Here is a 14,509-nt window from a genome sequence, read left to right as displayed (position 1 = left end):
CGATGCGGCGGTGGGAGGATGCGTGTGTTCGGCTGCGAGGTGCCCGACACAGGGACGTGAATACCACTACGACGCTTTGGTCAGATCCACGCCCACGATCTTGTCCAGCGCCGTGTAGTCAATAGCGCGGAGGCGGCTTTGTTTCACGCCGAGTCTTGGAACACAGTCCAGCAGTGCCTGGGTATAGCGATGCTGCGGATTCCCCAGCACCTCCTCCGTAGGACCACTCTCCACGATCTGGCCGCGGAACATCACGGCGACCTTGTCCGCGATGCCGCGGATGATGGCGAAGTTGTGCGTGATGAGGATGATGCTCATGCCCAAGCTGGCCTTGAGGCTCACCAGCAGGTCGATGATCTGTTTCTGAATGGTGACGTCGAGCGCGGTCGTGGGCTCGTCGGCGATGAGAAGCTTGGGCTGGCAGCAAAGCGCCATGGCAATCATCACACGCTGCTGCATGCCACCGCTGAGTTCGTGCGGATAGGCCCGCAGGCGCTTCTCCGGTTCCACGATGCCCACTTGATAAAGCCACTTCACGATTTCCTCGTCGCGGTTCTTCACCTCAGGACGATGCAACTCCAGAGCTTCCGCCATCTGCGTACGCACGGTGAGCACGGGATTGAGCGAGGTGCTGGGCTCCTGGAAGACATAGGCCACATCCTTGCCGCGCATCTTGCGCAGCTCCTTGCCGCCGAGTTTCAAGACATCACGGCCCGCGACCGAGAACTCCGCCGCCTCAATCTTCGCAGGAGGTTCCGGCAGCAATCGCGCAAAGGAAAGCGCGGTCACGCTCTTACCGCTGCCGCTCTCGCCCACTATGGCCATGCTCTCACCGGGCTGGAGATCGAGGTCGATGCCCTTCACTGCTTCAAATGGCTCCGCGCCATGACGGCGGAAGGAGATCCTCAGATCGCGGATGTGAATCAGGGACTGGGATGCAGCGGTCGGGTTCATCGCGGATCAGCAGGTTGGATGTCCTTCGGAGGCAGATCAGCCCGGAAGGCGCGGCTGAGCAGTTGGAGACTGAGGCACCACAGCGCCACCATGAGGGCGGGCACCATGACACCTCTTGGATCATCGAAAACCTCCTCCGAGGCAAGGCGCATCTGAGCGCCCCACCAGAGATTCGTCCCCTCCCCGGCGCCGGCGACGAACCAGTGGATGATGGACATCCAGAGCAGAAGTGCGGACATCATGCGGAACGCCCAATTCCCCAGCGATGGGAGCAGGAAGCGGAGCAGGTGATGCTTCAATATCCCGGGAATATTCTCCCCGAGCATGCGCGAAGCCTCCACCATGCGGCGTGTGGAGAGTTCGCGAGCCTGTTCACGCAACAGAGCCATGCCTCCCAGGGAGAGCGCCATGCCAGCACCGATGGCAGCCATGGGCACATCCAGCCACGCCAGGGCGCCAAAAAGCAAAGCCGGAAGCAGTACCGCCTCGTTCACGCCTGGCGAAACCAGGCCGAAATTCCACTTCGGCCTGATGCGGTCCCATCCCTGCCAGAGCGGCATGCTGACAAGCACCACTACGACGGCGACCCCCATGACCTGGGCCACAAACAGAATCTCCCGCCACCACACGCGCTGTGCGTTCCCGATCGCCTCCCCCTGCATCCAATAAGGCAGGACAAGAAGCGCGAGCAGCAGCACCGCTCCACCAATGGCGCAAATCAGCGCACGACCTTCCCCTTCCGGATAGGCTGGCAGCACACGCGCAGCCGGAGAGCGACGCTCGACCATGCCGAGGAGCGAGAACCACAGCAGCAACATCCAGCCACCCAGATACAGTGCGGCAGGGAGGGCCTTCGTGTACTCGTGCGTCAGGAGCATTTGGCCGGAGAATCCGCCGAGGCCATCGAAGCCAAAGATGTGCTCCACCGGCACGCTGAAGCCGACCAGGAGCGGCAGAGTGGCGCGACCCTGACGCGCCATATCCAGAATGAGCGAGGGAAGAAAATGGCGGTGCAGGATGGTTCCCATGCCAAGTCCGCGTGCCCGGAGATGACAATATTCTTCACCTGCCATCAGCATTTCCAGCCGATGTGCCAGCGCGGAGAGCATCATGGCGCAGGCTGGCAAAGCGAGCACGACCACCGGGAGCATCCATGCCCACACCTCGCGCCCGACACGGAGCATCGCGGAGTCCATTCCCTCAGGTGGCACATACGGGAAAAGGGTCTCCACCGGAATACCCCAGCGCTGGATGAGCACGACAAGAATTCCCAACGCCCACGCCATGGGAGGTACACTTCCGAGGAAGCGACCGGCCCATACCATCACTTTCAGTCCTCCCTTGCCTGTGAAAGCGGTCAGCAAAGTAAGCGCCAGCGCGGTGCTCCAGCCAAAGAGGACCGCGACGGAGATGCAGCAGAAGGTGGCCGTGGCCCGTCCCAGCAGAATGTGCAGATACCCCGGCCCGCCCGACTCGAGCGGCATGAATCCCAGCAGGAGAGGGAACACATCGCCAAAGGAGCCATTCTGCAGCAGGAGAAGAAACAAGGCCGCGACCGCCGTGAGCAGCCACGCGCGCAGGGGGAGAGAGGGAGGATGGAGCCCGGGACGTCGCATGTGATTATTTCTCCCCCGCGCCTCCCGTAGCCGTCCCTGCACCGTGCACCGCCGGTGTCCCCAGCAGACGACGAAGTCCCGCTGACTTATCACCACCCGTGGCCACACTGCGCCGGATGGCCATGACATTCGCCCCCGAGAAGAGCGGCAGGAAGGGGTGCAGGGCCAGCAAACGATCCTCCACCTGCTTCGCCAGCACGGGCACGCGCTCCAGATCGGTCTCGAGGCGCAGCGCATCCAGCAGATTATCGAGCGGCGCATCGGCAATGCCGGAATAGTTCAGCCCGTGAGGTGCCTGTGAGCTGTGCCAGAAGGGCGACTGGTCCCACGTGACCTCATAGTCCAGGCCGAGCAGCACGGCATCGAACCGGTGCTGCGGAAGTCGATCGCGCAGCATCTCATCCCAGGACACCGCGGTGATCACCACCTCAATGCCGTATTCACCCCACGCCTGCGCCAGGCGACGCGCCAATGCCATACGCTCGGCGTTGCCGGAGACAGTCATCAACTCAATGCGGAAGACCTCGCCACCCTTCACGAGGCGCCCCTGCAAATCCTGCGACCACCCCAATCCCGCCAGTGTCTGGCTGGCGCGGTACGGATCCGCAGGCTTCACCGGACGCTCGGAGGAGAACCAGAGATCAGGGCGGAAGATGCCTTCATGAATGCTGCCTTCACCACGCAGCAGATCCTTCAGGAGCAACTCGCGGTCGACAATTTCTCCCAATGCCTGCCGGACCTCCCATTGATCGAGCGGGGCACGGCGGCAGTTCCACAACACCAGGAGCCGGTTGCGCGGAGGGGTGGTCTGGATGCGCAATTGGGAATCTCCTGCGAGCGTGGCAGCACTGGCCGAGGCGGGCCAGAAGACATCCACGGCATTCATGGCAAAGCCGGTACGGATGTTTCCCGGGGATCGGCCAAAGACGAACTGCAGGCGGCTGCGGGAATCCTCCGGCACGGCTTGCAGGCGGCTGAGCTGAATACTGCCCTTCCCCTGCGCCGCGAGCTTGTACAAACCGGTGCCGGGGGGGGGATCGGTTTCGAACGGATGTCCTGTTTCAAACTCCCGTGCGTACTTCCGTATCCAGCCCCCAGGGAGCACCGGCAGATCCACCAGCGCCACGGGGAACGGGCCATAGGTTTCGCGGAACCCGAGACGCAACGCATCGGGCTGCGTGGAGTCCAGGGTGTGAATACGCTGGAAGACATCGCGACCCGCCACCGGCCAGGGTTGCTCGGCGATCAAGCGCAGGGTACGCGCGACATCGCTCGACGTGACCGGCGTGCCATCATGAAACGTCGCACCCTCGCGCATCTGGAGTTCCAGGACGGGACGGGCCAGATAAGGTTGCTTGCCCACCAGTCGCACTTTGGCTCCGAGCGCCGGGCGGTTCTGGTAATAATTGCTGAGTTCCTCAAACAGCCGCAACGCCTCACCGCTGACCTTCACTTCATATGCGTTGGTTCCATCAAACCACACGTCCTTGACTTGATCGCGCTCGACCGCGCTCTGCATGAAAAAGTTGTGGTGCGACTCCGCAGGCTCCTGCAGTTCCACCCGCACCGTCTCCACCGGCAGCGGGCCAAATCCCGCAACCGCATCCATGACGCGCGCACCGGCACGTGGATCCGGCTCAGCGAAAATCAGGCGCAATTCATTGCCCACGGCATCCACTACTCCCAGACGCAGGCGGGAGCCCTGGGCAGCGTCCGCCTTGCGCAATGCCTCCGCCGCCTGCTGCGCGAACTTTTCCTGGGCGAACCAGAAGGACACGGTCTGGGACCACGACCAGCTCTCGATCAGTCCGCTCGTGATACGCCCCTGTTCATCCATCTTGAGCAGCGGCTCATGCAGCAGCGCATGCATCTCACGCCCCGCCTCACCGGATGGAAGATAGGGATTCAAGGAAGGCTGCTCTGCATCGCTGGAGGCCACGACAATCTCCGCCTTGCCCTTGATGGCACGGGAGGCCCTCGCCTGCACCGCCGACCATACGGTCAGCAGCACGAGCGCCAGCGGGAGGGCATAAATGATCCACCGGTTCCAGGGCATGAGGGGTTCCTTGTTTGTCAGAACCTTAGAGAGCGTGACTGCCTGTGACAAGTCTCTCCACGGAATGATGGCAGTCCGTGATTGATTCGTCGCAAATCCACCGACTACTATGGACTACTTCCACCCTGCCTCCTCCCATGCCCTCCCGCCGCACCGCCCTCCGCTGGTTCGCCGCAAGCTCCGGTCTTGCCGCGCTCTCCACCCCCAAGTCCGCTCCGGCAGAGACCATGGTGAAGAATGGGAAAATCAAGCAAAGCATTGTTCACTGGTGCTTCGCCCGGGGCGCCAAGTGGAAAATTGAAGACACCATCAAGGCAGCGAAGGAACTCGGCTGCGTATCGGTGGAGGGTGTGGGGCCCACGGACTGGGACAAGCTGAAGGCTGCTGACCTCAAGTGTGCCTATGTCGGTGCCCACGGGTTTGTGAAAGGCATGAACAATCCCGCTTTCTGGGACGCGAACTTCAAGGCCATCCAGGAACGCATCGACAAGTGTGCGGAATATGGCAATCCGAACGTGCTGAGTTTCACCGGCTTCGCGGACACCACCAATGAAGGTGGCAGTGTCATCAGCCGCGAGCAGGGGAAGAAGAACTGCATCGAAGCCTACAAGAAGATTATCGGCGAGGCGGAGAAGAAGAACGTAGTCCTGCTGCTGGAGCACCTGAACACGCGCGATTCCGCCGAAATGAAGGGCCACCCCGGCTATCAGGGGGATGATGTGGACTATTGCGCGGAAATCGTGCGCGAAGTCGGCTCACCCAACATGAAACTGCTCTTCGACATCTACCACGTGCAAATCATGCACGGCGACGTAACCCGCCGCCTCGAGCAGTGCAAGGACGTCATCGGCCACATCCATACCGCAGGCAATCCTGGGCGCTGTGAGATTGGCAAGGACCAAGAAATCAACTACCCACCGCTCATGAAGAAGATTCTCGAGATTGGCTACACTGGCTACGTGGGCCACGAATTCATCCCGACGATTGACCCGATGGTGGGTCTGCGCGAGGCCGTGGGGCTGTGTGATGTGGCGTGACTTCATTGCCCTGAAAAGCGCCAAAACTTCCTGATTCCTTTTCCCAACCACCTCCGTAGTTTCTGCTCCATGCACACCGTGAAAGCACCGTTCCTGACCCTGGCCGCCTCACTGGCGTTCCTCACTGCCGCCGCCGCTGAAGCGCCCAAAATCCAGCTCACACCCGCCTTTGAAAAGGTGGCGATGACCGTCGAGCGGCCCATCAGCGTGGTGATCCCTCCGGACGGCTCGAACCGCCTTTTCCTGGTGCAGCAGCGCGGCAAAATCCTTGTGCTTCCCAAGGATGAATCCAGCGGGGATGCGAAGGTGTTCCTCGATTTCACCGACCGCAAGATGGAGGCGAATGAACAGGCGAAGTTCGAAGAGGGCCTCCTCGGCCTCGCTTTCGCTCCTGACTTTGCCAAATCCGGCAAATTCTACGTGTGCTACTCCCAGCAGGACCTCAAGCGCAGCGTGTACAGCGAGTTCACGGTGAGCAAGGACGACCCAAACAAGGCGGACATCAAGTCGGAGCGCATCCTCCTGGAGGTGCCGCAGCCCTTCTGGAATCACAACTCGGGCAATCTGCTCTTCGGCCCAGATGGTTACCTTTACCTCGCTCTCGGAGACGGTGGCAAGCGCGATGACGTGACCCGCACCGCCCAGAATCTTTTCATGCTGAATGGCAAGGTCCTGCGCATTGACCCCAGCAAGCCCAGCGGCAGCCGCGGCTACACCGTGCCACAGGACAATCCTTTCGTGGGCAAGGATGGCATGCGCGACGAAATCTGGGCCTACGGTCTGCGCAACCCGTGGGGCATCGCCTTCGACGAAGACGGCACCTTCTGGCTGGCGGACGTGGGCCAGGACGTCTGGGAAGAAATCGACCTCATCGAAAAAGGTGGCAACTATGGCTGGAGCTTCCGTGAAGGCGCTCGCCCCTTCCCGCTGCGCACGGATGCGCCGCCCACCGGCTTCACCTACATTGAGCCCATTCACGAATATCCGCACTCGGATGGCATCAGCATCACTGGCGGCTTTGTGTATCGTGGCGAGAAAGTGCCTGCACTGAAAGGCGCCTACATCTACGGCGACTGGGGCTTTGGGCGCATCTGGGCACTGAAGTATGACAAGAAGGCCAAGAAGGTCATCAGCAATGATCTCATCTATGAAGCCGCCCGTGACACGAAGGGCAAGGGCCTCATGAAGCCCAATGCCTTCTGCGAAGACCAGAACAAGGAGATTCTGGTGCTCGACTGGGGTGGCAAGATCCTGCGCGTGGAAGCGGCGAAGTAAGTTGATCCACATTCCTGGTGGTCCGCACAGTCCCCTGTGCGGTCAGGAGGCTGCCATGCCTCTGACCATCAAGTCGCCGCAAAACGATCAACAGAGCCATCGAACTCAGGGGCATGCCGTGCAACCGCACAGGGGACTGTGCGGACCACCACGTCAGTCGCCCTCTTCATTCTCCTCCCTCACGGCAGCAGCAGAAGCCGCAGGTGGTGGCACACTCGCCAGCGGACGAATGAGATTCGCAGGCAGTGGTCGCACTCGCTCGTAGATGCCATCTGCGAGTTCCGCGCTGGTTTCGTATCCGCGACGGAACATCTCCATCTTGGCATCGAGATTGTCGATGTAGTGCAACGCGATGGCCTCGGGCGTCTTCGGTAGCACGGGAGAGCCAAACTGCATCTCTCCATGATGCGAGCCAATCAGGTGCAGCAGATGCAGACGCACCAGTTCGCTGGGAGGCTCCAGCAAGGTCCACGAAGCAGCCTCGGGAGAATCCATCACCGTGCGCCACAGCTTGTTCACCACTTCCAGCCCCATGGCGATGTGGCCGATCATCTCACCTGTAAGCGTATGCGGCATGGTGAAACCGTCCTCGGCATAGTTGTTCTCCCAGAGCTTGCCGCAATCATGGAAGAGCACACCGGCAACGAGGAGGTCACGATTCAGCGCAGGATACGCCACACAGATTTGCACGGCGGTGCGCATCATCTGCGCCATGTGCTCCACCAGGCCGCCGCGCCGTGCGTGGTGATAGTCACGCGCTGCCGCCGCGCGCTGAAAGCGCACTCCATGCTGTTGCAAGAAGAGGCCACACAGCATGCGCAGGCGCGGATCCGCGAGCTGTGAGGTGAGATTCGTGATGGTCTCGTAGTCCAGCTTCTGCCGGTCGCGCGTCTCCTCATCCCCCGCAAGCAGTGCCTGGATTTCATCATCCTTGAGCGGGCGCAGCGAAGCATTGCGCGGCTCAAGGCCGAACTTTCCATCCGCCCAGTGCGCGGCGAGCTCGATCCACCCGCCGCGTTTGCAGGTGGCCACTTCAAGGTATGCAGGGCTGCTGTCGAACACCCGCCACACCAGCGACTCGGTACCGTCGTTGAGCTTCAGCTCGTAGTAGGGCTTGCCGTTTGAAGCTTCGCGCACGGACAGATTCTCAATCTGAACACGGATGCACCACGGCTCCGGGGTGGCACTGGCCACGCCCTTGAGCTGACGGAGGGTGAGCCATTCAAAATCGTTGGAGGACGCGGGCATGGAATTGGGAGCACTTACAGAGTGCGGACTTTGCCGGGGATGGCAAGGGCGTGTTGCAGCGTCCGGAGACCGCCTCAATGGCTCTCCAACCACGCTTTCACCTGTGCCAGAGCACGGCCGCGGTGGCTGAGGCCATTCTTCACCTCGGACGGCAGGACTCCAAAGCTCTGATCGTGTCCTTCCGGCACAAACAGCGAATCATAGCCGAAGCCGCCCTCGCCTTCCTCCTCCAGCAGAAGCGTGCCTTCTACGGCGCCGTTGAAGATGCCCAACTCCCTGCCTCCTTGGGCCAGCACCATGCAGCACCGGAATCGTCCTTTGTACGGGGGGCCTTCTCCTTCCACGATTTTGTCGCGAAGGGCGAGCTTCAGCTTGGTGCGGTTGTCTGCATCGGTCGCGCCGACGCCGGCATAGCGGGCGGAAATGACACCCGGCGCGCCACCGAGCGCATCCACTTCCAAGCCAGAGTCGTCAGAGAGCACCAGCAGTTCCGGCTGCGCCTCGCTGAGGTGCAGCGCCTTGATCCGGGCATTGGCTTCAAAAGTATCGCCTGTCTCTTCCGCCGGGACGATTTCGGGATAGGAAGTGAGATCTCTAACGGTCCACCCCTCGCCCAGCATGGCGCGGATTTCTTCAGTCTTGTGACGATTGCCGGTGGAGATGAGGAGCTGCTTCACGCCGCACCTTTAGCAGGCGGCCAAAGGAAAGGAAAGCAGCGCATGCATCCGCTCGCGATGTTCCGAAAGCGGCAGTGATGGGATGCGTGTTTCTCGGGCTTGGCGCGCCATTCACGGTGGCCTGCCTGCCACCCCTGGTCTCCAGTCCGCGTCCATGGGTGTGGGCCTACAGCCGGGTGCTCATCTGCATCGGCTTCACGGGCTGCACCCTGCCGTTCTTCATCCCCCTCTTAATTTTCTGGCTGAAACCCGAGGTAAAGGCGTATTACGGGAAAGAGTAACGATCCCTCTGGACAATCCCACACCCCGCACTTCATTTCACCCATGTCCCACTCCGGCCCCTTTCCCCAACTTCCCCAGATGAACCGCACCCCGAGCAACTTCATCATCCCCACGGTGATCGAGAGCGAAGGCCGCATGGAGCGCGCCTACGACATCTATTCCCGCCTTCTGAAGGACCGCATCATTTTCATCGGCACGCCGATCGATGACCAGGTGGCGAACATTGTCATTGCCCAGCTTCTCTTCCTGCAAATGCAGGACCCGAAGAAGGACATCAACCTGTACATCAATTCCCCTGGCGGCTCTGTGACTGCGGGCCTCGCAATCTATGACACGATGCAGTTCGTCACGTGTGACGTGAATACCTACTGCATGGGCATCGCCGCCAGCATGGGCGCGGTGCTCCTCACCGCCGGCACCAAGGGCAAGCGCTACGCCCTGCCGAACTCCCACGTGATGATTCACCAGGTGAGCGGTGGCGCCCAGGGCACCGCCAGCGATGTGGAACGCACGGTCGAGTTCATGTACCGCCTCAAGAAGCGTCTCAATCAGATCCTCTCCAAGCACACTGGCAAACCGGTGGAGCAGGTGGATCGTGATGCTGACCGCGACAACTACATGACCGGCGAGGAAGCTGCCGCCTACGGCCTCGTGGACAAGGTGCTCGACAACAAGAAGGACTTCACCCCCGCCTCCCTGGAGCTGGTGAAGGAAAATCCGCCCACGGCCTGACGCCCGCAGGAATCCCTTCCGAAAAATCTGAAAAGGCAGGATGTGAATGCATCCTGCCTTTTTCGTGAACGGAGGGTCCGCTTCCAGAATCACACAAACGCGGGCTTGCAGGCCCAGACATTGCCACGGAAAGTACCTGCCCCACCGACCTCACCTTTCACCTCCCACTCATGGCAGACACTTCCAACGATCTCTGGCGCGGTCTCAGCAGCATTGCCCGCACCGCCCTGAAAACGCGCGACTATTCCGACGCCTCACTGGGTGCGCGTCTACAGCAAACCGGACGCGTGGAAGCGAAGGAACTCGTGGGTGGCATTCCTCCGGAAGTGGGCATTCCCGGGGTGGAGGTTTTTCATCGCAGGGTCTTCCATCAACGCTACCGCGGCTACTTCAGCGAGTTCGCCCGTGAGGGGCAGGGCCGTGTGGGCGACATCGAGATGTGGCCGAAACAGTGGGCCACGGCCAAGATGTACGCCGGCACGAGCAAGGGCTTCCATATTCACCCTCCTTACATTCCGGAAGGCACCACACCGGAGGCATGGTTTCAAAGGCTCTTCGTGCAGGACCCGCTGAACTACTCCCTGCGCCCCTATGACAAGGAGCAGTGGGACGTGATGTTCTTCATCCAGGGCATCTGCGAGATGTTCCTCATTGATGAACGCGCCGGCATGCCTCGCAAGAAGATGCGCTTCATCATCGAAGGCGACGACCTGCGCGGTGAGAACAACGTGGGCGTGGTCATCCCCGCCGGCGTGGCGCATGCCATCCGCAGTGCCAGTTCCCAGGATCTCATCATGGTGTATGGCACCAGCACGACCTTCGTCGAGGCGAACGAGGGCCGCATCGAACACGGCATCGAGACCCCAGAAACGCCCCCGGATTGGGAGAAGTTCTGGAACCTCGCCTGACCATCAACCCCTGCAAAAAACGGCAAAGGCGGTTCGGCACGACATATGCTGTTTCCGTCACCGCCATGTCCCATCGCTCCCTTTTTCTCATGACCTCCCAGCTCGAAACCCCTGCGAGCAATGCGTTGGAACGAAGCTACGAGCGCGACGTTGTCGAGCGTGTGTGGCAAGGCGCCCAGATCATCCCCGGCAACGATCCCGCCGTGTGGCGAAAGGACGAGCGTGGCGCCTGGATTCACCGCATGGCCTACCGCAACCGGAACACCGAGTTCGGCTGGGAGATTGCCGACAGCGCCTACACCTTGCGCTCCTTCGGCATGGCCGCCCTGCGCCCCATGCAGTGGCAGAATTACATGGACTTCCTCGTCGCCTCCCGCAGCAGTGTGGTGACAGCGGACGGGCTGAGGAATGCACGGAGGCTGATCTAGCCAGGCTCCCCCACCAAGCACTCATCAACAGATCCAAACGCACGTGCTTGGAGCATGCTCGTGCTTGGTTGAGCAAGCATCGTCCAGAAGTCGATTGTGACACATTGAATAACTTGCCCGGTCGCAAAGGAGCTGAAATAGCCTAACGACAAAAGCATGCGTCGACTGATCGCGATGGCAATTGTAGCCTGGGTTGTTCCACTGGGCATGGTCCTGCTCCCGTGGATACTCGGTCCTGATCTATCCAAGCCCAAGTCTGAGTTTCCCTCTACGTCATTCATTCCTGTCGAGGTGAAGGCCATCGGCAAGAATGGTTCGAAGGGGAGCGACCATTTCGAACTCTGGCTGACAAGTCCGGATCACAACACCTACTTTCTGCGGGATCCCGAGCCCGAACCCATCGCAAAACTCCGGGACTTGGTCCCCGAGGGCAAGGAGCTGAACATTGTCTATTGGAACACGGTCGAGGGAAATGTTCTCATGGAAATTGCCGAGGCCAGTTCTCCAGCACACACTCTTTTGTCCTTTGACGAGAGAGTAGCGGAATATGCCTCCCGACACCGCATGGTCTATCTGACGTCAGGAATCTGGTTCATCGTCGGAACTGCGATATTTGTGTTTCTGTGGAAAACCCGCACGACGCGATTGGATACCGCTTCGTAGTGAAGGCACAGCCTGTTGGGCGAGGAAGCTCCCTATGACCGCGATCGACTGCTGCCCACAGCGAAATACGATTGATCAAGGGGAATGCCACCGTCCGGGGACCACAAGGCGCGGCATTGTCCTGTTGTCGGCTGATGTTAACGTCGGAGCATGAGCACCACCCGTATCAGCCGCCGTGTGCACGCTTCCCGCGAGCGCGTGTATCGCGCCTTTCTCGATCCGCGTGATGTCGCTATCTGGAAAGTCCCCACGGGCATGACTTGCGAGGTCCACACCTCCGAGCCGCAGGAAGGCGGAGCCATCCGCATCTCACTCACCTATGAGGAGTCTGCGACTGCCGGCAAGACGAATGCACACACGGACACGTACCATGGCCGGTTTGTGAAGCTGATCCCAAACGAAGAGATTGTTGAAGTGGTCGAGTTCGAGACGCCGGATCCCACCATGCAAGGAGAGATGACTCTCACCACTACCTTCCGTGAGGTGGATGGAGGAACGGAAGTCATCTCCCTGCACGAGGGCGTACCACCCGGCATCTCCCCGAGTGACAACGAGCTTGGCTGGACCGAGGCGTTCGACAAGCTGGCCGCTTTGGTGGAGGCTGGCCAGGACACCACACCTCCCGGCTGAAGTGGATTCTCTTGTTCGAGGGCGGCAGAGCCATGCATAGTCGTGCATGCAGTCTTTGCCCCTGCCACCGCCGCCCTCCTTCCAAACTCAAGGAACACCCGGAGTCGTAGTGGCATTCAGGGTATTCGTGAGCCTCTACGCCGCGTTCTGCCTTCTCATGGCGGCCTACGGCGTCACGCGGGTCACAGGCTTGGAAGTGAAGTGGGGCCTGACTCCTGCAGACGAAGTCGAACCCATAGGTCCCGGTGACTGGATCGTGCTCGGCATCTTCTGTGTGCTGGCCCTCGCCATGTTCGGGTGCGCTTTCCTCCCTGCCGCTCCATGGAGTTGGGGCGTGGGACTGGCGGCGCTTATCGTGGGCCTGTCCTGTTGCGGTGCGCCATCCATTGTCCTGCTGGTCCTCTGGTGCCAGATGCCAACACGCCTCTATTTTGCCACGCATGGGTGGAGGAACCTTCCTCAACCCATGTCACCACCGCCGGTTCCGCCACCGTATTGAGGCGCTCGACTACTTCAGCACCTTCTCAAAGAAGTCCTTCATCTCCTTCCACGACTTCTCATCGGCATCCGCATTGTAGGCGGATCCTTTCGAGTTGTCGTTTCCAGCGCCCTTCTGGGTGAAGCTGTGGACGGCTCCCGGGTAGGAGACGAACCAGTACTTCACGCTGTGTCCCTTCATCTCCTTTTCAAATGCCTCCACTTCAGCCGGGGGCACCACAGGATCATCCGCCCCGTGCAGCACCAGCACCTGTCCCTTGATGTTCTTCGCGTCATCCGGGGTTGGAGTGTTGAGATTGCCGTGGAAGCTCACCACGCCCTTCAGGCTGGCGCCGCTGCGTGCGGCTTCCAGCGCGCCTGTACCGCCGAAGCAGTAGCCCATCGCAGCCACACGCGTATCATCAGTACGGGGATCCTTGAAAAGTACGTCCAGCGCCGCGCTGATGCGCTCGCGGTAGAGGGCACGATCGCCCTTGTACTTGCCCGCCTCCTTCGCGGCGTCAGGCTTCTGGGGACGCACCCCCTTGCCATAGATGTCAGCCACCAGCACATTGTAGCCGAGCTCCGCCACCATGCGGGCGCGCATCTTTTCGTAGTCACTCACGCCGGTCCACTGGTGGATGATGAGCACAGCGGGGCGCTTGCCCTCCTTCTCCGTGTCATAGGCCTGCCAGCCTTCACACACCACGTCACCGGCCTTGTATTCCACCGGTCCCTCCTTGATTTCCGCTTGGGCTTTCATCATACCAGAAACGGACAGGGCGGCAGTAAGGGCGCACCCGAGGAGGAAGTGGCGAGTTTTCATGGTTCAAAGCTTGCTCAATGGCCTTGTCTTTGACAAGAGACAAGAACGCCCCAGAGGATCGACTCGCACCGCTGCTTTGGACGCATCAAATCTCCGGACATCCCTCCGTCCCTTCATGAAACGCATCCTGGTTCTCTTCGCGCACCCGCGCCTGCGTCGCTCGCGTATCCAGCGGGCGCTGGCGGACTCCGTGCGTGGCGTGGAAGGGGTGACCTTTCACGACCTGTATGAGGCGTATCCGGATTTCCATATCGACGTGGCACATGAGCAGAAGCTGCTCACCGAGCATGACATCATTGTGTGCCAGCATCCCTTCTACTGGTACTCCACGCCCGCCATTCTGAAGCAATGGGAGGACCTGGTGCTGGAACACGGCTGGGCCTATGGGAAAGATGGCACCGCACTGCGCGACAAGTGCTGGATGCACGTGATGAGCACCGGTGGGAGTGCGGAGGCGTACTGCTGCTCGGGGCAAAATCGCTACACCATCCGCCAGCTCCTCGCCCCACTGGAACAAACGGCCATGCTGTGTGGCATGACCTTCCTCCCGCCACTCGTCGTACACAGTTCGTTTCGAGTAGGTGATCTGGAATTGCACAATCATGCGCGACAATATCGGACTCTGCTGGAAAGTCTGCGCGATGGGCGCCTCGATCCCGCGGAGCTGGCCGCGGCAGAATGCCTGAACCTGGAGCTCTAG

At 60.7% G+C, this 14,509-nt stretch carries 16 protein-coding genes; 10 read left to right on the top strand and 6 right to left on the bottom strand.

The genetic code is table 11. From position 1 onward, the window contains the following. Positions 1 to 66: 66 nt before the first annotated feature. From DES53_RS16520 to DES53_RS16510, 3 genes are read right to left on the bottom strand one after another with little or no spacing between them, the layout of a single operon-like run. Entirely contained in the window at positions 67 to 954 is an 888-nt protein-coding gene (locus DES53_RS16520) for an ABC transporter ATP-binding protein (protein WP_113959383.1), read from the bottom strand. Further along, the gene (locus DES53_RS16515) at positions 951 to 2,570 is read right to left on the bottom strand and encodes an ABC transporter permease family protein (protein WP_113959382.1); all 1,620 of its coding nucleotides are present in this window, start codon (positions 2,568 to 2,570) and stop codon (positions 951 to 953) included. Before DES53_RS16515 ends, DES53_RS16520 begins: the two co-directional genes overlap by 4 nt. Positions 2,571 to 2,574: 4 nt before the next feature. After that, positions 2,575 to 4,626, bottom strand: coding sequence for an ABC transporter substrate-binding protein (locus DES53_RS16510; protein WP_113959381.1), 2,052 nt, complete (start codon positions 4,624 to 4,626; stop codon positions 2,575 to 2,577). 137 nt (positions 4,627 to 4,763) lie between these two features. Between DES53_RS16510 and DES53_RS16505 the strand changes: the two genes are divergently transcribed. Next, positions 4,764 to 5,663 carry a TIM barrel protein gene (locus tag DES53_RS16505; protein WP_113959380.1) on the top strand — a complete coding sequence of 300 codons (900 nt, stop codon included), beginning with the start codon at positions 4,764 to 4,766 and terminating at the stop codon, positions 5,661 to 5,663. A 69-nt stretch (positions 5,664 to 5,732) separates the two neighbouring features. Next, positions 5,733 to 6,938 carry a PQQ-dependent sugar dehydrogenase gene (locus DES53_RS16500; protein WP_170157174.1) on the top strand — a complete coding sequence of 402 codons (1,206 nt, stop codon included), beginning with the start codon at positions 5,733 to 5,735 and terminating at the stop codon, positions 6,936 to 6,938. 153 nt (positions 6,939 to 7,091) lie between these two features. On the opposite strand, the gene DES53_RS16495 is transcribed toward DES53_RS16500, so the two are convergent. Together DES53_RS16495 and DES53_RS16490 are read right to left on the bottom strand one after the other, a co-directional pair. Continuing rightward, positions 7,092 to 8,186: an HD domain-containing protein gene (locus DES53_RS16495; RefSeq protein ID WP_113959379.1), complete on the bottom strand. Its 1,095-nt coding sequence runs from the start codon at positions 8,184 to 8,186 to the stop codon at positions 7,092 to 7,094. Positions 8,187 to 8,260: 74 nt separating this feature from the next. Beyond that, positions 8,261 to 8,863 (bottom strand): non-canonical purine NTP pyrophosphatase, encoded by a 603-nt coding sequence (locus DES53_RS16490; RefSeq protein ID WP_113959378.1) that lies wholly within the window; start codon positions 8,861 to 8,863, stop codon positions 8,261 to 8,263. An 86-nt stretch (positions 8,864 to 8,949) separates the two neighbouring features. Here DES53_RS16490 and DES53_RS16485 point away from each other — a divergent pair, with 86 nt between their 5' ends. From DES53_RS16485 to DES53_RS16450, 7 genes are all read left to right on the top strand, one after another. Then, entirely contained in the window at positions 8,950 to 9,144 is a 195-nt protein-coding gene (locus DES53_RS16485; RefSeq protein WP_211325572.1) for a hypothetical protein, read from the top strand. A gap of 43 nt (positions 9,145 to 9,187) precedes the next feature. Beyond that, entirely contained in the window at positions 9,188 to 9,877 is a 690-nt protein-coding gene (locus DES53_RS16480; RefSeq protein WP_342782366.1) for an ATP-dependent Clp protease proteolytic subunit, read from the top strand. A gap of 170 nt (positions 9,878 to 10,047) precedes the next feature. Beyond that, complete coding sequence (locus DES53_RS16475) at positions 10,048 to 10,785, top strand: hypothetical protein (RefSeq protein ID WP_113959375.1); 738 nt, start codon at positions 10,048 to 10,050, stop codon at positions 10,783 to 10,785. 65 nt (positions 10,786 to 10,850) lie between these two features. Then, positions 10,851 to 11,213, top strand: coding sequence for a hypothetical protein (locus DES53_RS16470; RefSeq protein ID WP_113959374.1), 363 nt, complete (start codon positions 10,851 to 10,853; stop codon positions 11,211 to 11,213). Between the two features lie 156 nt (positions 11,214 to 11,369). Further along, positions 11,370 to 11,876: a hypothetical protein gene (locus DES53_RS16460; RefSeq protein ID WP_147263443.1), complete on the top strand. Its 507-nt coding sequence runs from the start codon at positions 11,370 to 11,372 to the stop codon at positions 11,874 to 11,876. 150 nt (positions 11,877 to 12,026) lie between these two features. Then, positions 12,027 to 12,506: an SRPBCC domain-containing protein gene (locus tag DES53_RS16455; RefSeq protein WP_113959371.1), complete on the top strand. Its 480-nt coding sequence runs from the start codon at positions 12,027 to 12,029 to the stop codon at positions 12,504 to 12,506. A 127-nt stretch (positions 12,507 to 12,633) separates the two neighbouring features. After that, entirely contained in the window at positions 12,634 to 13,005 is a 372-nt protein-coding gene (locus DES53_RS16450) for a hypothetical protein (protein WP_147263442.1), read from the top strand. A gap of 9 nt (positions 13,006 to 13,014) precedes the next feature. On the opposite strand, the gene DES53_RS16445 is transcribed toward DES53_RS16450, so the two are convergent. Further along, positions 13,015 to 13,809, bottom strand: coding sequence for a dienelactone hydrolase family protein (locus DES53_RS16445; protein WP_113959369.1), 795 nt, complete (start codon positions 13,807 to 13,809; stop codon positions 13,015 to 13,017). Positions 13,810 to 13,924: 115 nt separating this feature from the next. Between DES53_RS16445 and kefF the strand changes: the two genes are divergently transcribed. Beyond that, positions 13,925 to 14,509: a glutathione-regulated potassium-efflux system oxidoreductase KefF gene (kefF, locus tag DES53_RS16440; RefSeq protein ID WP_113959368.1), complete on the top strand. Its 585-nt coding sequence runs from the start codon at positions 13,925 to 13,927 to the stop codon at positions 14,507 to 14,509.

The organism is Roseimicrobium gellanilyticum, assembly GCF_003315205.1.
Lineage (GTDB): Bacteria > Verrucomicrobiota > Verrucomicrobiia > Verrucomicrobiales > Verrucomicrobiaceae > Roseimicrobium > Roseimicrobium gellanilyticum.
This window is presented reverse-complemented; position numbering and strand designations above follow the sequence as displayed.